Here is a 19,978-nt window from a genome sequence, read left to right on the forward strand (position 1 = left end):
ACAAAATGAGACAATAAAGCGATAAAGATTGCAGGCATGCGGCAACCAGTGCTGTGCAGAATTGTGCGGAAACTCCCCATTTATAGAAAGCTAATTTAGATGACTGTTGAAGAACTACGAGGCTGGCTACGCAATTGGGTCGCGCAAACCACCGGCCTATCCGCTGAGGAAATTACTGATAGCAAGCCTCTAGAAAACTTCGGGTTGTCCTCCCGCGATGCAGTGGTTCTCTCCGGTGAGCTGGAGAACCTACTCGGGATGAAGTTAGAACCGACTGTCGCTTATGAATACCCGACTATTGCACAGCTCGCTGACCGTCTGGTCAACGGTGTAGCATCCTCGAGCAACTCCGCGGCCGATTCCAGCAGCGGTACCGCCTCCTCGCGCAATGCCGGCATCATTGGCGGCGATATCGCGATTATCGGTGAAGCTGGCCGTTTCCCCGGCGCGCAGAACGTCAAAGAGTTCTGGGACATGTTGGTCGAAGGCCGTGCCGGAACCGGCCCGCTACCTATGGGCCGCTGGTCGGAGTACGCCGCAGAGCCGACGGTCTCGGAAAAGATCGCTAACCAGAACACCGATGGCGGTTACCTCGAAGACATTGCTAGCTTCGATGCGGAGTTCTTTGGGCTTTCTCCCCTCGAAGCCGCGAACATGGATCCTCAGCAGCGCATTCTTCTCGAACTAGCTTGGGAAGCGCTCGAGGACGCAGGGCTTCCAGCCAACCAGCTGCGCGGCACTGCAACGGGCGTGTACATGGGCTCGACTAACAATGACTACGGCATGCTCATCGTCGCTGACCCTGCAGAGATGCACCCTTATGCCATGACCGGCACCTCTTCTGCAGTGGTGGCCAACCGCATCTCCTACGCACTGGACCTGCGTGGCCCTTCCATCAACGTGGACACTGCATGCTCCTCCTCGCTGGTCGCTGTTAGCCAAGCCGTCAATGACCTGCGCACAGGTGTCTCTGACGTAGCTTTGGCCGGCGGCGTTAATATCCTCGCTGCTCCGCATGCCTCGACTGGTTTTAGCGAACTTGGAGTTATCTCCCCGACCAGCGCTATCCACGCTTTCTCCGACGACGCCGACGGTATCGTCCGCTCTGATGCCGCCGGCGTTTTGGTGCTCAAGCGTCTCGCCGATGCCGAGCGCGATGGTGATAACATCCTCGCCGTCATCAAGGGCACTGCCGTTAACTCCGACGGCCACTCCAACGGACTAACCGCCCCGAACCCAGACGCGCAGGTTGACGTCCTTGAGCGCGCCTACGCCGACGCTGGTATTGACCCGCAGCTAGTCGACTACGTCGAAGCCCACGGCACCGGCACCATCCTCGGAGACCCAATCGAGGCCACCGCCCTTGGCCGTGTTCTCGGTTCCGGGCGCGAAACGGCAGCGCCGATGCTTCTCGGTTCTGCGAAGTCGAACATCGGTCACTCTGAATCCGCTGCTGGCGTAGTTGGCCTCATTAAGGTCATCGAGTCGATGCGCCACGGTGTCATCCCGCCAAGCATCAATTTCTCCGCCCCAAACCGCTACATCGATTTCGACAACGAGCACCTCGAAGTCGTTGAGGATCCCCGCGAGTGGCCGGAATACTCGGGCCAGAAGGTCGCCGGTGTCTCAGGCTTCGGCTTCGGTGGAACCAACGCGCACGTCGTCCTCACCGACTACCGCGGCCTGACTGCCGAGACCGCAGCGCAGGTCAACATCGACGAGGGCGCTCCAGTCTCCCTGCCGATTTCCGGTCTTCTGCCATCCCGTCGCGCGGCTGCTGCAGGCCAGATCGCTGACTACATCGAGCAAGAACATCCTGACCTGCTTTCTCTCGCGCGCACGCTTGCGCGCCGAAACCATGCACGCTCCCGTGCAGTGGTGACGGGCGTCAGTGAAGAAGACGTCGTCAAGCGTTTGCGTCAGGTAGCCGACGGCAAGGTCTCCATGGGAATCGCCTCTGCAGATTCCCCGTCTGTACCAGGCCCTGTCTTTATCTACTCCGGCTTCGGTTCCCAGCACCGCAAGATGGTTAAGGATGTGCTCGAGATTTCTCCAGCGTTTAAGGAACGCTTGGAAGAACTCGACCGAATCGTCGAATTCGAGTCCGGGTGGTCCATCCTTGACATCGTTGCCGACGACGCCCAAACCTATAACACTGAAACCGCCCAGGTAGCGATTACCGCAATCCAGATTGCTTTGACGGACCTTCTTGCATCCTTCGGCGTTCGTCCGGCGGGTGTTATCGGTATGTCCATGGGCGAAATCGCCGCTGCCTACGCTTCCGGCGGTATCACTGCAGAAGACGCCATGCTTATCGCCGCTCACCGTTCCCGCTTGATGGGCGAAGGTGAAAACTCGCTCGGTGAGGAAGAACAAGGCGCAATGGCTGTTGTCGAGCTTACTGCTGCTGAAATCGAAGCTCTGGACGGCAACATTGAACCTGCCGTCTACACCGGCCCTGGTATGACAACTGTTGGCGGTCCGCGCCCTGAGGTCCTCGCTTTGGTGGAAAAGCTGGATGCAGAAGGAAAGTTCGCACGCGCTCTTAACGTGAAAGGTGCAGGACATACCTCGGCTGTGGACCCAATTCTGGGCGAGTTGTATGCAGATATCGCTGGTATCGAACCACGGCCGCTGCACACGACGCTGTACAGCTCTGTTGATCGCGGTGAAATCTACCGCCCAGGTGCCCTTGTCCACGATGAGGATTACTGGATTCGTATGACTCGCCAGCCGGTCATGCTGCAGGATGCTACGGAAGCCGCTTTTGCCTCTGGACATACGCAGATTGTGGAAATATCACCGAACCCGATTGCGTTGATGGGGCTAATGTCGACTGCTTTTGCGGTTGGTAAGTCTGATGCGCAGTTGCTGTTTAGCTTGAAGCGGAAGGTCGATCCGACGGAGTCTTTGTTGGACCTTCTGGCGAAGCTGTATGTGGCTGGCGCACCGGTAGACTACACGGCGGTCTTTGGTTCGGGCGCGCTTGTCGACGCCCCTCACACCCAGTTCAAGCGCCAGCGCTTCTGGACGAATGCCCGTCCTTCTTCTGGCATCTCTGGTTTGCCAGGTGCGCGGGTTAACCTGCCGGAGGGCAAGGTTGCGTTCTCGACGAATGCAGACCAAGCTCCTTCTGCTCTGGCAATTTTGGAGGCTGCTGCTGAGGCGGTTACTCCGGGGGCACAGATTGTGGCTTCGGAGGAGCACGGTGACTTGCCACCGCAGGGTGAGGTAACCACTGTGGTGTCGAAGTCATTGGGCGGCCTGTCGATTGCGGTTTACTTTGTGAACGGTCCGGCTACGCAGCTGGTTGCAGAGGGTTTCGCTTCCGCATTGAACTTGGCTGAAACCGGCATTCCGGGTGTGGCTGCGATTGCCGAACCTGCCGCACCGAGTGCACCGGCATCCTTTACTGACGTCAGCGACGTAGAAGCTGTGCGTTGGGACCCATCGAAGGAGACGGTGGAGGAGCGGCTTTCGCTGATCGTCTCTGAGTCAATGGGCTACGACGTTTCTGACCTGCCGCGTGAGTTGCCGCTGATCGACCTAGGCCTGGACTCGTTGATGGGCATGCGTATTAAGAATCGCGTGGAAAATGACTTCCAGATTCCACCGATGCAGGTGCAAGCGCTTCGCGACGCCTCTCTCGCCGATGTCATCACCATGGTCGAGGATGCCGTCGCCGGTAAGTCTGTTGCTGGTGCTGCCGAGACCAGCGCTGCGGAGGTTGGCGCTGTAGAAGCCGACGCTGAAAAGGACGGCGTCGACAAGCACGATGCAGAAAACAGCGCTGAAGGCGTGGGTGTTGCCCCTCGTGATGCCTCTGAGCGCATGGTCTTTGGCACCTGGGCAACCTTTACCGGCAAGGCAGCAGCGGGCGTGACCTCTCAGCTTCCGCAGATTGATGAATCTGTAGCGGCGGATATCGCGCAGCGCCTGAGCGAGCGTGCTGGCATTGAAGTCACAACTCAGCAAGTCCTCGATGCCGAGACCCTCGAACCTTTGGCGGACCTTGTTCGCGAGGGGCTGGAGACCGAAGTCGAAGGCAACATCCGCGTTCTCCGCGAAGCCGAGGGACCCGCTGTCTTTATGTTCCACCCTGCCGGCGGAACGACGGTTGTCTACCAACCACTGGCGCGTCGTCTGCCAAGTGATGTCGCAGTCTACGGCGTCGAAAGGATCGAAGGCTCTTTGGAGGAGCGCGCTACTGCCTATATCGATGACATCATCAAGTACGCCCGCGGCCGCAAGGTAGTTCTCGGCGGCTGGTCCTTCGGTGGTGCTTTAGCCTATGAGGTTGCCTACCAGCTAGCGGACCGCACAAAGCGCGGTGAGGAAAGCGCAGAGGTTGCTTTCATCGCGTTGCTCGATACCACTCAGCCTTCAGATCCTGCTCCGGATACTCTCGAGGAGACTAAGGCGCGGTGGGCTCGTTACGCTGCCTTCGCAAAGAAAACTTATGGCCTAGACTTCGAGCCGCCATACGAGATGCTCGAGACCATGGGCGAGGATGCCTTGATGACCATGCTCGCAGAGTTCCTGTCTAACACCGATGCATCTGAGCACGGCTTGGCTGCTGGTGTCTTGGAGCATCAGCGCGCGTCCTTCGTGGACAATCAGATTCTGGGCAAGTTGGATATGCAGCGTTGGGCTGATGTTGACGTCCCGGTGATTTTGTTCCGCTCGGAGCGCATGCATGAAGGTGCCATTGAACTCGAACCGCGGTATGCCGAGATTGACCCGGATGGTGGCTGGGGCGCTATCGTTGAGGATCTGGAAATCGTGCAGCTGCAGGGCGATCACCTAGCAGTTCCTGATGAGCCGGCTATCGGTATCGTGGGCAAGCACATGAATGATTGGATCGAGGAGAAGATTCGGTAGTGACTACTACTGCTCATAAGCTGGAAGACCTGCGCCAGCGCTTGGAGCGCGCGCAGGACCCAGGCAGCGAGCGCTCCCGCAAGCGCCGCGATGACGCCGGCCGCTCAACCCCGCGTCAGCGTATTAATGCGCTGCTCGACGAAGGTTCTTTCGTTGAAACGGGTGCCTTGGCAAAGACCCCGGGTGACCCGGACGCGATTTACTCGGACGGCGTTGTCACCGGTTATGGCCGCGTGAATGGCCGCCCAGTGTGCATCTATGCGCACGATAAGACGGTTTATGGCGGCTCGGTTGGCGTTATCTTCGGTAAGAAGGTTACCGAGATTATGGACATGGCCATCAAGATCGGCTGCCCAGTAATCGGTATTCAGGACTCCGGCGGCGCGCGTATTCAGGATGCGGTGACTTCGCTGGCGATGTATTCGGAAATTGCGCGTCGCCAGCTGCCACTTAGTGGTCGTAGCCCGCAGATTTCCATCATGATGGGTAAGTCTGCTGGCGGTGCTGTGTACGCCCCGGTTACTACTGACTTCGTTATCGCAGTCGATGGTGAGGCCGAGATGTATGTGACCGGCCCTAACGTCATCAAGGAGGTCACGGGTGAGGAGATTACTTCCCATGACCTTGGTTCTGCGCGCCAGCAGGAGCTAAACGGAAACGTTAGCGCTGTGGTTGCCTCGGAAGACGATGCTTTCGATTTGGTACGAGACTTGCTGGACCATCTGCCGCTGACTTGTTTCGATGAGGCGCCGGAGTTTGCAGCTCCCGAGGATTCGGAGCTCGAAGATCCAGAGCTCAATGAGTTCATGCCTGACGACACGAACGCGGGCTATGACATGTTGGAGCTTTTGGCGCAGCTAGGTGATGACGAAGAAATCATCGAGCTACAAGAAAACTACGCGCCGAACATGATTACCGCCTTTGGCCGAATTGATGGCAAGGCTGTCGGTTTTGTTGCCAATAACCCGATGCATCTGGCCGGTTGTATCGATGCCGATGCTGCGGATAAGGGCGCGCGCTTTATCCGTATTTGCGATGCTTATAACATTCCGCTCGTCTTCGTCGTTGATACTCCGGGCTACCTGCCGGGCGTTGAGCAGGAAAAGGCGGGGCTCATCCACCGCGGCGCTAAGTTCGCATTCGCGGTGGTGGAGGCAACGGTGCCTAAGGTATCGCTGATTGTGCGAAAGGCTTATGGCGGCGCTTATGCGGTTATGGGTTCAAAGAACCTGACCGGTGATATTAACCTGGCCTGGCCGACTGCGCAGATCGCTGTGATGGGCTCTGCGGCCGCAGTCGTGATGATTGCAGGCAAGCAGCTCGAAGCTGCAGAGACCCCGGAGCAGCGTGCAATGACGAAGAAGATGTTTATGGACTTCTACGACGAGACCATGACCGCTCCTTATGTCGCTGCAGAGCGCGGCTACTTGGATGCAATGGTGGAGCCGAGCCAGTCGCGTTTGGCTTTGCGTCAGGCTTTGCGACAGCTGGCCACGAAGACCGAAAGTGACTTGCCTAAGAAGCACACCATCGCGCCGATGTAACGCCCTAAAGGGGAGCGGACGATAAAGGTGGATGAAACGACCTCAGAAATGAAGGAGAAAGTAAATGTTGCTGTCTAGCGCACTCGATATTGTCGGTGAAATCATCAACTACGTCGTTATGATTTTCAACTATGGCGCAGCAATGTCCAGCTAAGAACTTTTGCCAGAAGCCTTTCTGGCAGCCGAAAGCAGTCTTCCCACAGGGCAACTTGTGGGAAGACTCTTTTTGTATAGCGGGGTTTATATTGCAGGGCTGGGAACTACGACTGGTCTGCCACCGCCGGGAGGCAACCAACATATTCGACCTCTCAAGCGGGCCATTCTTCCGCGGCCGGTGGGTTTATCGGGTGAATCATCGTTGATGGCGTTGTGGTAGTGGCATAACGGAACCAAATTGTCGATGTTTGTCATTCCGCCGTCTTCCCATCTATCCAGGTGATGGAATTGGCATTCGTTGGCTGGGCGCCGGCAGCCCAGCCATGCGCAGGTGGGATGCTCAGCCGCCAACATGGTGCGCTGTTTTGCCGACGCAAAACGCCGCGTGCGGTACAAGTTAACCGGGCCAATTTCTGGATGAACGAGGGTAACGAAGCCGATGTCTGCGAAACGCTTCTGGATGAACTCTGCGCCGCTTAGCGTTCCGCCATCTGTGGCCAGAAGCTGGATATCGTCGCCGTCACCGCGGGCGATTTTATCTAGCTGTTCCAAGCGCACAATCACGTGCGCATGCAGCTGTGGCGAGCTGGAGCCAGCGCCGCTAAATACTTGGCGGACTGCTCCGAGCAAGTCGAGGCCGGCTGCAGCTTCTTCAGCCGCAGTTGCGGCGGCAGTGGGGTCTTTAGCAGTGGCTTTGATGGTGCCGAATAAATCAGCAATAGCGCGCGGGGAGTCAGTAATGACGAGACTGTGCGGGCCATTATCGCGCCGTAGCACCTTTACCCCGCGGGCAACCTGCGGTGGCTTCCTTAGCTCTTTCAGGCGGGCGACAGCCACCTTGGCAATATCGCGCTCCCTGGTGGCACACAGTTCTTCTCGTAGGCGCCAAGCTTTGCGCTTATCCCTAACGCGGCCGACGTACTTTTCAATCTCTCGCAGCGATTCCAAAGAGTGCGAAGTATTTCGCGCTGCGCGCTGCATGGCGCTGAAAGCAGTCTTTCCAAAATAGATTTCATGCAAGGACAACAAGGACTGCGCAAAAGACTCGGTGGCGCCCATCGCCACCAACTCGCTGCGGTTGTGGCCCGCACATAACGAGACCACGTGCATACCGCGCGCAAGTACCCCGAGTAAGTCCCCCAACTTCATGCCCAAACCATAAACGGCGTGGGGTGGCCCCGCAACTGGAACTAGTGGCGGCGGGAAGCGAGTGCGGCGATACCGCGCCAGCCGAAGAAGAACAGTGCCGACATCGTGGTTGCAACGATAAGGAAGCTGTAGTGCGGAAGGCGGCCGTTCACCAGCATCCATAGAGCCATTCCGCCAATTACAGCAGAAAGCCAAACTACGAGGCCTTCCTTCCAACGACCACCGATTTTTGCAGCGAGGATGATAACCCATCCGAGAAGAGCGCCGACGGTCCACGGCCAGAATGCATCAACCCAGCTACTGAAGGAGAGCCCTCCATGCGCAATGCGGGCGAGAACTGCGAAGATGGCGAGGGCGATGATGTCGATAATCGGTGCTGTGCGCATGAGTGTTTAAGTGTCCTTTCGATTCAGCGCTTGGTAGGTCAGCCCCTTGCTGGCGTAATGCACAAAGTAGATGACCCAGCCAATGATAGTGACCAGAGCAAAGGAAATAAGGCGGTAGATAATCGCTGCGGAGGTGGCATGTGCGGCAGTCAGGCCCGTAGCCACCAGCGGCGCAATGAGGGCGGCCTCCACCGTTCCAAGACCGCCCGGCGTAACCTGCGCCGAGCCCGCCAGCTTTGCGGCGAGGAAAGCGAGGGCGATGCCGGCCATCGTTGTGTGGTCTTCAGCAGCGCGTAGCCAAGGAATTTCTCCAGTAATGGCCCACACGCTGGCCCACAAAGCGAGCATGTCGCACAGGCGGTGCAAGAGCGAGGAGATACAAATGACCGCAAACGGGCCGCGGCTCAAGTGCACCTCGTCAAGGTTGTTTACTTCCTTGCGGACGCGCGCTAGCTTCGCACCCTTGAGAACTCGCTGGTGGTTTAGCCAGCGCTGAATGGTTGCCGGGTGGGATGTAATCCAGAAGATAGCGCCCATTGCCGCCAGCATCAGGACGATGGTGGTCAGCAACGACCCCAATGCCATATCCGCGTTCAAGAAAAACACACCGGCGACGCCGATGAGAGCCAGGAACATCGAGGAAATGATCGATGACAGGAACAGGAAATAGCTGCACAATGCCACCGATGCGCCCCACCCGCGCTGTACCTGGAATGTCAGGATCGCAGCGAAGGCCGGTCCTGCGGGAAGGGTGGTGGACCAGGAATTGGAGGCCAGCGTAATTGCATAAGTTTCCCGCAGCGGGACCTCAATCTTGCCGGCCTTGATGAGCAGACGCATGACCTCTGCCATGCCGGCAATAGACCCGAATGCGAAGAGTACAACCAGCACGACTGGTAGCGGCTCCGCATGCCGAAGGCGTGTTAGGCCCTCGGCGATAAAACTCAGGTGGCCACGAAAGAACCATCCGAGTGCGATCAGGATGAGCAGCGAAACAATCCAGGTTAACCAGTTCTTCTTCATCGCTCTCCCGTGCGCTTATCGGCTTGGAGGCGCTGCATGAGCTCGCTGAATGGGATGAGGGAAGAGTCTTCCGCGAGGGAACGGCCACTGCGCTCGGGGCCTTCGTCCTCGTCTTTAGATGGCATCGCGGCAGCGGTTGGTTGGGCAGCAGACGGTGCAGAGACCGAAGCTGGCTGGCTGGAAGCTGGGGCGGGTTCGCGGCCGTGACCCAACTTGTCGTAAGCGCGATGGATGAAGCGGGGCGCCCACCAGTTGTCTTCCCGCAGCAAGTGCATGACGGCGGGGACGAGCAGCATGCGGACGATGGTGGCGTCGATAAGCAGTGCAAAAATCATGCCGAAAGCGATGTATTTCATCATCACGATGTCGGAAAAGCCGAAAGCGCCTGCCACTACAATCATGATGAGAGCCGCAGCCGTAATAATGCCACCGGTGTGCGCAGTGCCGATGGCGATGGCTTCATCTGTATCGGCACCGTCCGTACGACGCCTTGCCTCCACCATGCGGGAGACTAGAAAGACCTCGTAATCGGTGGAAAGACCGAAGACGATGGCAATGATAAGCACCAGAATTGGACTCATCAGCGGGCCGGCAGTAAAGCTCAAAGCGCTCGCTCCCAAGCCGTCGACGAACATCAGGGTCAAAATGCCGAGCGTTGCGCCGAGGGAGAGCAGCGTCATCAAAATGGCCTTAATCGGCAAGATGAAAGAGCCGAAAACTAGAGACATCAGCACGAATGTTGCCAGGACGACGTAGAGTGCCATCCACGGCAGCTTGTGGAAGAGGGCATCCAAAGACTCAACCTCCATGGCCGGAGTGCCTCCCACATAGAGCTCAACGCCCTCCGGTGCTTCCACCTGCTCGAGTTCGTGGACGATACGGGCGTAGTCATCACGATCCTTGATACCCGCAGCAAGGACGGTGGTGCCGTCCTTCGTTGGAGTAACAGGGCCCATCGGCTTGGTGAGGCCTTCGAGCTGGCGTACTTGCATGACGACGTCGACAAGCTGCTGATTGGTGGCGTTAGTTACCACTAGCTTTACCGGCTCAGTGCGGAAGGACGGGAACTGCTCGTTGAACTCGTCCTGAGCCATGCGGGTTTCATGTTGAGGCGGCAGGTAGGTCTCGTTGATGCCACCGAACTTAACGCCAAGAACCGGCAAGGTAAGGGCAATGAGCAGGCCGCAGATGGCCACGGTCATGAGCTTGGCATGGCGCATGGCCCAACGAGGAAGCTTGTACCACACTGTGTCTTCTAAACGGCGGGCTTTTCGAGAAGTCTTGCGCACGGAGAACTTGTCGATGCGCTTGCCCAGCAGGCCGAAAAGCGCCGGCAAGACGGTCACAGACAACAGCGCTGCTAGGCCTACTGCAGAAATCGAGCCATAAGCCACGGACTTCAGGAAGGCCTGCGGGAATAGGAAAAGACCAGACAACGCCACGGTCACCATGCCCGCGGAAAAGACCACGGTTTGGCCGGCTGTGGCGGTAGTGGTGGCAACGGCATCGGGGGTCGAGCGGCCTTTATCCAGCTCCTCGCGGAAGCGAGAGACCATGAACAAGCCGTAGTCGATAGCAAGGCCCAAACCGAGCAGCGTTACGACGGCCTGGGCAAAGACGTTGACCTGCTGGAAGCCAGCGAGCACAGACAAAATACCCAGCGAGCCCAAGATAGAAAGGCCACCTACAACAAGCGGCATGCAGGCAGCGACAACCGAGCCGAAGACAATCAGCAGTAGGAGACCAACCAAAGGAAGGGCTGCTTTTTCAGCGCGGGAGATGTCGTGCGCCATGCCCTCATCGAGGCTGTCAGCGACGGCAGTAGCGCCAGCGACTTTGACTGGGATGTCGGTGGCGGTGAGGTCGCTTTCAATCGCGCGGAAGTCCTTCAGCGTCTGTTCGCCGTCGCCTTTGAGACTGATAGCGGCAAAGGCAGTGCTGTGGTCACGATTGACCAAGTTTGGGTTCTTGGTATCAAAGTAGCTGGTGATGCCATCGATTTCCTGCGGGTGCTGTTCTTTTAGCGTTGCGAGGTGGTCCTTTGCTGCGGCAAAGTTCTGATCGGGATCAGAAAACAGCAGGATGACGTCGCCGGAGTTATCGCGCCCGAAGGTTTCCTGTTCGATGCGGGCTGCGCTTGTCGACGCCGCGCCGGGATCCTCCCAGCCTTCCTGGCTCATGCGCTCGCCTAAGCGAGTACCGAAGCCGATGAAAAGCAGCAGGATGATGCCAACAATGACGAGCGGGACGACTTTGCGATGCGCATAGGAAAAGCGGCCCCAAGCGTAGAACATGGTCCTCCTAACGCTGCTTGAGTAGGGCGGTGAGCGGGCGGAAGGGTTGCAACCAGGCGCCGCCTTCTGGCAGGTTGTCGAGGTTGATGCGCGGCAGTGGCTCGCGGAAGACGCCTTCGATGTCCTCGAGGTCGACGAATTCGATGTCATCGTGTGTCACGGCCCAAGAGGCATGCTCGTGGAAGCCGAGAACGCAGACGGGCTTGCCCTCGGCTGCGATTTCTTCGAGGAGGGACTGGAAATTCTGGCCGTCGGCGGAGGCGACGATGACGCCTTCGAGTTTGTCGCGGTTGGCCTGGATGTAATCCACCATGTCTGGATCGACATCGTCGTCCTCGTGCAGCTTCGGCTTGGCAAAGACTGCGAAGCCGACGTTACGGATCGCCTCGACCCACGGGCGGATGACGTCAGCGCCGCCGGGGGTGACGTTGGTGAAGACGGCAGCTTCTGGCTGGGCGTCGTTCTGCAGAGCGATATCGACGAGCCAGCGGCCGATGGCATCAAAACGTGGGCGGTGCGCTGCAGTTGGGCGGCCACCGAGGATCGCGCCTAGCCCCATGTCCATGTTGGGGGCGTCCCAGATGAGTAGGTAGGAACCTTGCATTAGATTTTCTCCCACAGGTACTCGGTGATGACGTGGTCTTTGTCGAGGCCCTTGCCCTCGAACTTGGTGATGAGCTGGCGATCAGTCAGCTGCGGGCACTCGGGCCATGGCCAGCCTTTGTAGCGGAGGGCGGGCTCGACGTCGACAAGCTCGTTTATCCACTCGGCGTAACCTGCGTGGTCAGTAGCGACGTGCAGAACACCGCCCTTTTTCAGGCGGGAGGCAAAAAGGTTGAGGGTGCCGGATTGGATGATGCGGCGCTTGTGGTGGCGGGCCTTCGGCCATGGGTCAGGGAAGAAGACACGGATGCCGTCCAAGGATTCTGGCGCAAACATGCGGACCATCACCTCGATGCCGTCGCCGCGGATCATGCGGATGTTGTCGATGTCGTTGCGAACGACAGAGCCTAGGAGCTTGGCTAGGCCCGGCTTGTAGAGCTCGACGGCGATGATGTTGGTGTCCTGCTCGAGCGGTGCCATAGCGGCGGTGGAAGTGCCGGTGCCGGACCCGATTTCGACGATGGTCTTGGCGCCGGTGCGGCCGAACCAGGAATCGATGTCGAGGCGTTCGTCGGCAAGCATTGCTCCTAGGCGTGGCCAGTGCTCTTCGAAGAGGGCATTCTGGTTGTCCGTGAGTGTGCCGCGACGGAAGGTGACGTTGCCGAGGCGTGGGTAATCGAGGTCGTTGCCGAATTCAGCGTTGAAGTCGGTCTGCAGCGGGCGGCCGTGAGGCATTTCGCCGGCTGGGGAGTTTTGAGGATTATCTGCAGTATTCATTGCTCTTTATTGTTCCCTGTGCTTATGCCTCTAACAAAGTGCCGCGCCGCTTTTCGCTGGGTGGTGGAGGGAACTTTACGCGGTGGATATAACCGGGTTGAGTCTCGAGGGGGTGGATTATTCCAGACAAAGCTGCGCCCACTTCTGAACATTTCAGCCCCGTATTGGGGTGGAGTGAGGGGCTGTATGCTGTATGTCACAACGGCATACGCTTGGTTAAGTTGTGGTGAACGGCATGGTTATAACCATATTGGCTTTGAATGCCTAATTTTGACCCTAATTCGCGGCGACGTGGGGTTAATCTTGTGGTGAAAGACCCGTGGGGGACGTGTGCTCCGGCCAAGAACCCGGTAGATGTTCCTCGGCGGTAAAAATCCTCACGAACCGGACCACTAGGAGATTCTTAGATGACCGCCACCATTAAAGGCCTCGTCGGCGAGTTGCCAACGAGCAACGAAAAGCTCATTTCTTGGATTAGCGAAAGTGTTGAACTCTTCCAACCGGAGCGCGTGGTCTTCGTAGACGGCTCCCAGGAAGAAGCAGATCGTCTGGCAGGCGAGCTCGTCGAAAAGGGCACGCTCATCAAGCTGAACGAGGAAAAGCGCCCGAACTCCTACTTGGCTCGCTCTAACCCTTCCGACGTCGCGCGTGTAGAGTCCCGCACTTTCATCTGCACTGAGTCTGAGGAAGATGCGGGCCCTACGAACAACTGGGCACCGCCAGCGGCGATGAAGGAGGAGATGGCAGAGGCATTCCGCGGCTCCATGAAGGGCCGCACCATGTACGTCGTTCCTTTCTGCATGGGGCCAATCAGCGACCCAGAGCCAAAGCTGGGTGTGCAGCTGACTGACTCCGAGTACGTCGTTTTGTCCATGCGCATCATGACCCGCATGGGAGCACAGGCACTGGAGAAGATCGGTGCGGACGGCGACTTCGTGCACGCTCTGCACTCTGTCGGCGCTCCTTTGGAGGAGGGCCAGGAGGATGTGGCTTGGCCGTGCAACGAGACCAAGTACATCACCCAGTTCCCAGAGACCAAGGAAATCTGGTCCTATGGTTCCGGTTACGGCGGAAACGCCATCTTGGCCAAGAAGTGCTACGCGCTGCGCATCGCTTCTGTTATGGCCAAAGAAGAGGGCTGGATGGCTGAGCACATGCTCATCCTGAAGCTGACGAACCCAGAGGGCAAGAACTACCACGTTGCGGCGGCTTTCCCGTCTGCTTGTGGCAAGACCAACCTCGCGATGATTACCCCGACCATCCCGGGCTGGTCCGCAGAGGTTGTCGGTGACGACATTGCTTGGATGCACCTGCGCGAGGACGGCCTGTACGCCGTCAACCCGGAGAACGGCTTCTTCGGCGTTGCGCCGGGCACCAACTACGATTCCAACCCGATTGCCATGAAGACCATGGAGCCGGGCAACACCCTGTTCACCAACGTTGCGCTTACCGACGACGGCGATGTCTGGTGGGAGGACATGGGCGAGGCTCCAGCCCACCTCATCGACTGGCTTGGCAATGACTGGACCCCTGAGTCCACCACCAATGCGGCACACCCGAACTCTCGCTACTGCGTTCCGATTACCCAGTGCCCAACCGCTGCACCGGAGTTCGATGACTGGAAGGGCGTCAAGATTGATGCCATCCTGTTCGGCGGCCGCCGCGCGGATACTGTCCCGCTGGTTACTCAGGCATTCAGCTGGAACCACGGCACCATGATCGGCTCCCTGCTGGCTTCTGGCCAGACTGCAGCTGCGGAGGGTAAGGTCGGCGCACTGCGCCACGACCCAATGGCTATGCTGCCGTTTATCGGCTACAACGCTGGCGACTACCTGCAGCACTGGATTGACATGGGTGAAAAGGGCGGCGAGCGTATGCCGTCCATCTTCCTGGTCAACTGGTTCCGCCGTGGCGAAGATGGCCGCTTCCTGTGGCCGGGCTTCGGTGAGAACTCCCGCGTTCTGAAATGGATTGTCGATCGCATCGAGGGCAAGGCTGAGGCTGTCGAGACCGTCGTCGGCCACACCGCTCGCGCTGAGGACATCGACATCGAGGGCCTGGACTTCGATATCGAAGATGTTCGCGAGGCGCTGGCCGTCAACGCTTCCGAATGGGCTGGAGACATGGAAGACAATACCGAGTGGCTGCACTTCCTGGGCTCCCGCGTTCCTTCCGAGGTGTGGGACGAGTTCAATGCTTTGAAGTCCCGCGTGGAAAACGCCTAATCTTCTTACTTTCCACGGTTGGCTAAGTCTAAAGCAGTTAGCTGATTGCTGAAGAGGCCGACTTCTGGACAGCTTGAGTAACTGAATTCAGGCTGTTTGGGCATCTAGGGTCTGGCTCCGATCATGCATCGGAGCCAGACCCTTTGTGTTATTTCGGGCAAATGGTAGGTCAAACAAAAGGCCTAAAAGGACAGAAGTCGATTGAGCCGCGATAAAAAGAATGGCGGTGAAACAAACTCGTACACCACGCTAACGGGCGCAACCCAATTTTCGCGGATCAGCCAACTGCATCCTTGGATAAAGCTAATGCAGCTGTAGCTATTGTTACCCACGACGACCGTGTTCGGAAACAATGTTCCCGAACGTTTGAATTGGATACATTTTGCGGGGAATCGGGCTCAACGGCGTAGCACGAGGACAAGGTTTGAGGTAAGGAACTCGCGCAGGACGGGCACCCGCGTTACCCACCACGCCCAGCTGGGGTGGTAGCGCGGGAACGTCGCTACTAGCGTCGGACCATCCACAGTGGCGCCGCCAAGTGCGGCGCCACTGCTGGTGATAGCTTCCGCCCACTTAAGGCCCTCGCGGGCAGAGACCGCGAACAGCGAAGTGCCGAAGACGTTCTTCGGCGGGTGGCCGTGGCGGCGGGTATAGCGATCGCGGGCGAAGGCGCCGCCGACGTAGTGCTCCCAGAGGCCGGTCTCGTGCCCGCCGAAGGGGCCCAGCCACACGGTGTAGCTGAGCACAACCAATCCGCCGGGCTTGGACACGCGCAGCATTTCTTCTCCCATATCCCATGGATGCGGGATATGTTCGGCCACGTTGGAGGAGTATGTGATGTCGAAGGTATCTGCAGCGAAGGGTAGCTGCGTGCCATCACCGCGCACGGCGCTCGCCAGGGCAATTCCCGCCGCGGACATTTCCCCGGCGTCCGGTTCCACGCCGAAATACTGTGCCCCGCGGCGGGCGAAGGCCTCTGCGAAATAGCCCGGGCCGCCGCCGACGTCGAGAACGCGCGCGCCGGTGAGTTGGGTGCCGGCGTCGTGGCAGAGGGCGTCGATAAGCAGTGCGGTGTCTTCGGCCAGACCGCCGTAAAAAATATCCGGCGCAGTCTGCTCAAAGCGGAAAGAACGGAGCAGGCGCCACGAACGCGCGAGCGTGGCCAAGGCACGGGTTTGTTTCATAACCCACTAGGCTAGTAGTTCGACATGAAGATTCTTTTACTGTGCTGGCGTGATTCCACCCACCCTCAAGGCGGTGGCTCGGAACGCTATCTGGAGCGCGTCGGGGAGTACCTGGCGGCGCAAGGCCACGAGGTGGTCTTCCGCACCGCGCGGCACATGAATGCTGCAAAGCGTGAGCATCGCGAAGGCGTTTTATATTCTCGCGGCGGTGCCAAGTTCAGCGTGTATCCGCGCGCGTGGCTAGCCATTTTGGCCGGGCGCTTGGGGCTTGGCGACGCCAAGAACATCGATGTCATTGTCGATACCCAGAACGGCATTCCTTTCTTCGCCAAACTGGTCTCGAAGGCGCCAACTGTTTTGCTCACCCATCATTGCCATCGCGAACAATGGCCGGTTGCGGGCCCTCTCTTGGCACGTTTGGGGTGGTTCTTGGAGTCGAAGGTTGCGCCAAGGGTTTATCGGAGCAGCCCTTATGTGACGGTCTCGCAGGCTTCCAAGCAGGATTTGGAAGAGCTGGGAATTAAAGGCGCGCACATCATCGAAAATGGTGTCGACCTACTGCCAGAACATGTGCCGACCCTGCAACGCGAGACGGCCATCCATCTGGTGACGCTCTCGCGGTTGGTTCCGCACAAGCAGATTGAACATGCGATGGACACGGTGGCAAAGATGCCTGGCGCGGTCCTCGACGTCATCGGTTCCGGCTGGTGGGAAGCGCAGCTGCGTGAGTACGCCGAGCGCATTGGAGTGGCCTCGCGGGTTCGCTTCCGCGGGCAGGTTACCGAGGACTATAAGCACGCTTTGCTTGCGCTTGCCGACGTCCACCTCATGCCCTCGCGCAAAGAAGGCTGGGGGCTGGCAGTGATGGAGGCCGCGCAGCACGGTGTGCCGACGGTGGGCTATTCCTTCGGGCTGCGCGATAGCGTCATCCCGGGCCAGACTGGCGTGCTGGTCGATACCGAGGAAGAGTTTGTGCGGGCAGTCCGCGAGCTTGTTGCGGATGCGAGTTTACGCCGTCAGTTGGGCGAGAATGCCCGTGAGCTGGCAGCACATTACTCCTGGGAGAAGACGGGGCGCGCTTTTGAGAAGTTGCTAACGCAGACCGCTCGTGCGACGGCGGGTAGCTAGAAGGCCTGGACGGACCAGCAGCCAGAGCACTAAGCAGGCCAGCGGGCTGGCCACCCAGGCGGCGGTAAGAGCCCACGGAACCTTGGGCGCGGGGGCGGGCGGCTCGGCGACGATGCGGCCGTCAACAACCACCGCGCCCACGCCGAGTTGGGCGAGCTTATCTAAGTCCTGGTCCTGCCAAGCTTGCAGCGCTGCGCGGTAGGCGGGCTGGGCTTGGTCGACTACAACGCCGTCGACGCGCAGTTCGCCGGATTCCAGTTTGTTCACGGCCTTCGAATACGGGTCGACTGCGGTGGTGCCGTCGGACAAAGTGACGAGGGAGGGGCGTTGCGGGAAGAGTGCTAGCCGGCCGTCTAGCTCTTCGACGAGCTGGTGATCAATGCCGCTGGGGCGTGGCGTGAGGACAGCTAGCTCGCGTGGAGTGTCGGGAGCCTGAAGCAGGCAGGCGAGGAGCGCCAAGGCTGCGGGGAGGTTAGGCAGGGCGCCGATACCGGCGACGTAGAGGGGTAGGGCAAGTAGCGTTAGCTTGGAGGCGTCGCGAAGCAGGCCCGCGCCGGGGACCGTTTCAATCAGCCACGCCAGTGCGCCGGGGCAAGCCCAGGAAATAAGCGCGCTGCCGAGGCCTACGGCGGCGAGGAGGAGCAGGGGGCGTCGGCAAGCGGGGGCGAGGCGGCGGGCGCCGAGCAGCGCAACAGCTGCAACCACTAGCCCTGCGAGCGCAAAGCCGTGGTGGCGGGAGTCGGGAACGGCGTCGGCGCTCCAGATGCCGCCGAGACCAAGGAGAGCGCCGACGGTGCCCACGCCAGCTTCCGCGCGAGGCGCGAATGCAGCCACCTGCGCGGCAGCCGGACCGGGAACTGCGTTGTTGGTAATCGCCGGCACCAGCCACGGCAGGCACAGCGCCACGCCACCCGCGGCGAGCTTGAAACGGCCAGTAACAAGGGCGATTAGCACGCCGAATACGCCGCCGGTGGGAGTAAGGGAACTTGCCCACAGACTCAGCCACGCGGGAATCGCGCGCTTGTGCAGGCACGCCCATGCCAGAACTGGCGCGAGCCATCCCGCAATTGCAAGGGACCAGTGCCCCAGGAGCAGGCGCTCGACGATGAAAGGATTGGCCACCGCACAAGCCATCGCAGCGGCGGCGGAAAGCGAAGTGCGGGCCCACTTCGCGGCAACGTATGCGCTAGCACTTGCGGAAGCGGTGACGAGCACGCGTGCGAACCAATCACCACCCAGCAAAGTCAGCGCGCCGTCCTGGGGCGCATTACGGGCGGGCAGCGAGCCCAGCCCAAAGTTGGAGGCGGTAAAACCGGGGTTGTGGAGTAGAACCATATCGCGCCACACCATCTCGCCGGGCAGGAAAAACGGCCAGCACACTGCCACCACGAGCAGGGTGCCCCACAGCCCTAGGCCCCAGCGCGCGGACCTGCATCGCGCGGACCTGTGGCGCGCGGGTTTAGGCGCCGGCACGGTGGCGGCGCATGTACATAAAGGCGGCATAGGCCAGCAAGATAACGCCGATGACCTTGCCTAACCAGCCGACGATGCTGAGAATCTTCACGTTGTTGATGGTCGTGCGCACCGTGTCCAAACGTTCCTTCTTGGTGGCATCGGACCAGTTCAAGCTGGCCTGGAAGAGGGAGCGGTCGACAGTGTCGTCCTCGGCAACCATCTTCTTCGCCTGGTCCTGGTCGGTGGCGAGGAAAATCTTTATGTCCTCATGAGCATCGACGATGGTGCCGGTGGTTGGTTCTACCCAGACGTCACGCGTGACCGTGTAGAAAGGCTCGAGGCTGACGTGCTCGGTGGGGTCCAGCCCGAAACGGCGCAGCGACTCCTCATCGAACATCGCCTGCGCCGGGCCGGAGCGCTGTAGCTTCTCTGGGCTCGTGCGTGTGGCTTTCTCATCGGGGGTTTGCTGCTGCAAGATGCCCAGCGAATAGGCCAAGGCAACCGGCTCAATTTCCTGGTGGAAGATGTAGGTCGGAATTGTCTCGCGCTTTTCGGTACCGGTGAAGTCGATGGGCGCTGTGGTCTGCGTCATCGGATCGAAATACGGGTAGCTGCGCTGTTCCGCCTTAGCCGGGAAGAAGTAGCTGATGCCATCGCGCGAAAAGTCGCGGCCAGCCGCAGAGATATTCAGCGGGGCGATATCAACCTGCTGTGAGCTATTGGGCCCTGCTACCGGATAAGCGGATTCGCGGTTGAGCAGTGAGTTTTCCTTGATCTCCGCGATAGTCTGGCCATTCGAGGTGACCTGGAGGAGGGAATCGGCGGAAGCCACGGCGTCGTCGGCAGTAGGCGAGGTGCGGGTGGTGCGTTTGAGCGAAACGTTCCGGTCCTCTACATAGCAATAAAGCGGCGCATCCTTGGCATCGCAGTCAGGGTTGCCGTGGGCATCCGCTGGCTTCTTGTGTTGCACAGCGCGGCTGACGTTAAGAGCCGTGCCCTGGGTAGGGGCGGTGTCGATGGTGAAGTTTAGATCATCTGGCAGCGGCCGGGCCTGATTGTTGTACAACGGCGGCAGCACAGAACCGAGGAGCAAAAAGATGATTGCCGCGACGATCACCTTCGTCATCCGCGAGCTCCAGTTAATCAGCCGCTTCATTACAGTAGAGTTCCAAT

The 19,978-nt window shown here is 59.3% G+C and carries 13 protein-coding genes; 4 read left to right on the forward strand and 9 right to left on the reverse strand.

Annotated elements, in window-relative coordinates; genetic code table 11:
• Nucleotides 1-99: 99 nt before the first annotated feature.
• Complete coding sequence (locus HMPREF3155_RS08865) at nucleotides 100-4,881, forward strand: type I polyketide synthase (protein ID WP_070433124.1); 4,782 nt, start codon at nucleotides 100-102, stop codon at nucleotides 4,879-4,881.
• Complete coding sequence (locus HMPREF3155_RS08870; RefSeq protein ID WP_062043135.1) at nucleotides 4,881-6,425, forward strand: acyl-CoA carboxylase subunit beta; 1,545 nt, start codon at nucleotides 4,881-4,883, stop codon at nucleotides 6,423-6,425. Before HMPREF3155_RS08865 ends, HMPREF3155_RS08870 begins: the two co-directional genes overlap by 1 nt.
• A gap of 240 nt (nucleotides 6,426-6,665) precedes the next feature.
• Here HMPREF3155_RS08870 and HMPREF3155_RS08875 read toward each other — a convergent pair whose 3' ends face one another.
• From HMPREF3155_RS08875 to trmB, 6 genes are read right to left on the reverse strand one after another with little or no spacing between them, the layout of a single operon-like run.
• Nucleotides 6,666-7,730 carry an HNH endonuclease signature motif containing protein gene (locus HMPREF3155_RS08875; protein WP_061925021.1) on the reverse strand — a complete coding sequence of 355 codons (1,065 nt, stop codon included), beginning with the start codon at nucleotides 7,728-7,730 and terminating at the stop codon, nucleotides 6,666-6,668.
• 41 nt (nucleotides 7,731-7,771) lie between these two features.
• Nucleotides 7,772-8,116, reverse strand: a complete 345-nt coding sequence (locus HMPREF3155_RS08880; protein ID WP_061925014.1) for a DUF3054 domain-containing protein — start codon at nucleotides 8,114-8,116, stop codon at nucleotides 7,772-7,774.
• A 6-nt stretch (nucleotides 8,117-8,122) separates the two neighbouring features.
• On the reverse strand, nucleotides 8,123-9,139 hold the full coding sequence (locus tag HMPREF3155_RS08885) for a lysylphosphatidylglycerol synthase transmembrane domain-containing protein (RefSeq protein ID WP_062043141.1): 1,017 nt from the start codon (nucleotides 9,137-9,139) through the stop codon (nucleotides 8,123-8,125).
• The gene (locus HMPREF3155_RS08890; protein WP_070433125.1) at nucleotides 9,136-11,433 is read right to left on the reverse strand and encodes an MMPL family transporter; all 2,298 of its coding nucleotides are present in this window, start codon (nucleotides 11,431-11,433) and stop codon (nucleotides 9,136-9,138) included. The genes HMPREF3155_RS08885 and HMPREF3155_RS08890 overlap by 4 nt, the downstream gene beginning before the upstream one ends.
• Before the next feature lie 7 nt (nucleotides 11,434-11,440).
• The gene (locus HMPREF3155_RS08895) at nucleotides 11,441-12,037 is read right to left on the reverse strand and encodes an NYN domain-containing protein (RefSeq protein WP_062043147.1); all 597 of its coding nucleotides are present in this window, start codon (nucleotides 12,035-12,037) and stop codon (nucleotides 11,441-11,443) included.
• Complete coding sequence (gene trmB / locus HMPREF3155_RS08900; RefSeq protein ID WP_061925002.1) at nucleotides 12,037-12,813, reverse strand: tRNA (guanosine(46)-N7)-methyltransferase TrmB; 777 nt, start codon at nucleotides 12,811-12,813, stop codon at nucleotides 12,037-12,039. The genes HMPREF3155_RS08895 and trmB overlap by 1 nt, the downstream gene beginning before the upstream one ends.
• Nucleotides 12,814-13,220: 407 nt before the next feature.
• Between trmB and HMPREF3155_RS08905 the strand changes: the two genes are divergently transcribed.
• Entirely contained in the window at nucleotides 13,221-15,038 is a 1,818-nt protein-coding gene (locus HMPREF3155_RS08905; RefSeq protein ID WP_070433126.1) for a phosphoenolpyruvate carboxykinase (GTP), read from the forward strand.
• Between the two features lie 398 nt (nucleotides 15,039-15,436).
• On the opposite strand, the gene HMPREF3155_RS08910 is transcribed toward HMPREF3155_RS08905, so the two are convergent.
• Complete coding sequence (locus HMPREF3155_RS08910; RefSeq protein ID WP_070433127.1) at nucleotides 15,437-16,222, reverse strand: class I SAM-dependent methyltransferase; 786 nt, start codon at nucleotides 16,220-16,222, stop codon at nucleotides 15,437-15,439.
• 24 nt (nucleotides 16,223-16,246) lie between these two features.
• On the opposite strand from HMPREF3155_RS08910, the gene HMPREF3155_RS08915 reads away from it, so the two are divergent.
• The gene (locus tag HMPREF3155_RS08915) at nucleotides 16,247-17,350 is read left to right on the forward strand and encodes a glycosyltransferase family 4 protein (protein ID WP_061924992.1); all 1,104 of its coding nucleotides are present in this window, start codon (nucleotides 16,247-16,249) and stop codon (nucleotides 17,348-17,350) included.
• Here the strand turns inward: HMPREF3155_RS08915 and HMPREF3155_RS08920 are convergent.
• Both HMPREF3155_RS08920 and HMPREF3155_RS08925 read right to left on the reverse strand, forming a co-directional pair.
• The gene (locus tag HMPREF3155_RS08920; RefSeq protein WP_083281293.1) at nucleotides 17,315-18,685 is read right to left on the reverse strand and encodes an MmpA family trehalose lipid delivery protein; all 1,371 of its coding nucleotides are present in this window, start codon (nucleotides 18,683-18,685) and stop codon (nucleotides 17,315-17,317) included. The genes HMPREF3155_RS08915 and HMPREF3155_RS08920 overlap by 36 nt on opposite strands.
• Before the next feature lie 124 nt (nucleotides 18,686-18,809).
• Entirely contained in the window at nucleotides 18,810-19,961 is a 1,152-nt protein-coding gene (locus tag HMPREF3155_RS08925) for a PorA family protein (protein ID WP_070433128.1), read from the reverse strand.
• Nucleotides 19,962-19,978 lie beyond the last annotated feature (17 nt).

Origin of the sequence: Corynebacterium sp. HMSC06D04, assembly GCF_001807315.1 — a bacterium.
Lineage (GTDB): Bacteria > Actinomycetota > Actinomycetes > Mycobacteriales > Mycobacteriaceae > Corynebacterium > Corynebacterium simulans.

Excerpts from the sequence above, each read along its gene's own strand:
- trmB (WP_061925002.1), bottom strand. The coding sequence starts at position 12,813 with ATGAATACTGCAGATAATCCTCAAAACTCCCCAGCCGGCGAAATGCCT.
- HMPREF3155_RS08875 (WP_061925021.1), bottom strand. The coding sequence starts at position 7,730 with ATGAAGTTGGGGGACTTACTCGGGGTACTTGCGCGCGGTATGCACGTG.
- HMPREF3155_RS08925 (WP_070433128.1), bottom strand. The coding sequence starts at position 19,961 with ATGAAGCGGCTGATTAACTGGAGCTCGCGGATGACGAAGGTGATCGTC.
- HMPREF3155_RS08890 (WP_070433125.1), bottom strand. The coding sequence starts at position 11,433 with ATGTTCTACGCTTGGGGCCGCTTTTCCTATGCGCATCGCAAAGTCGTC.
- HMPREF3155_RS08905 (WP_070433126.1), top strand. The coding sequence starts at position 13,221 with ATGACCGCCACCATTAAAGGCCTCGTCGGCGAGTTGCCAACGAGCAAC.
- HMPREF3155_RS08880 (WP_061925014.1), bottom strand. The coding sequence starts at position 8,116 with ATGCGCACAGCACCGATTATCGACATCATCGCCCTCGCCATCTTCGCA.
- HMPREF3155_RS08910 (WP_070433127.1), bottom strand. The coding sequence starts at position 16,222 with ATGAAACAAACCCGTGCCTTGGCCACGCTCGCGCGTTCGTGGCGCCTG.
- HMPREF3155_RS08895 (WP_062043147.1), bottom strand. The coding sequence starts at position 12,037 with ATGCAAGGTTCCTACCTACTCATCTGGGACGCCCCCAACATGGACATG.
- HMPREF3155_RS08885 (WP_062043141.1), bottom strand. The coding sequence starts at position 9,139 with ATGAAGAAGAACTGGTTAACCTGGATTGTTTCGCTGCTCATCCTGATC.
- HMPREF3155_RS08920 (WP_083281293.1), bottom strand. The coding sequence starts at position 18,685 with ATGGTTCTACTCCACAACCCCGGTTTTACCGCCTCCAACTTTGGGCTG.
- HMPREF3155_RS08865 (WP_070433124.1), top strand. The coding sequence starts at position 100 with ATGACTGTTGAAGAACTACGAGGCTGGCTACGCAATTGGGTCGCGCAA.
- HMPREF3155_RS08915 (WP_061924992.1), top strand. The coding sequence starts at position 16,247 with ATGAAGATTCTTTTACTGTGCTGGCGTGATTCCACCCACCCTCAAGGC.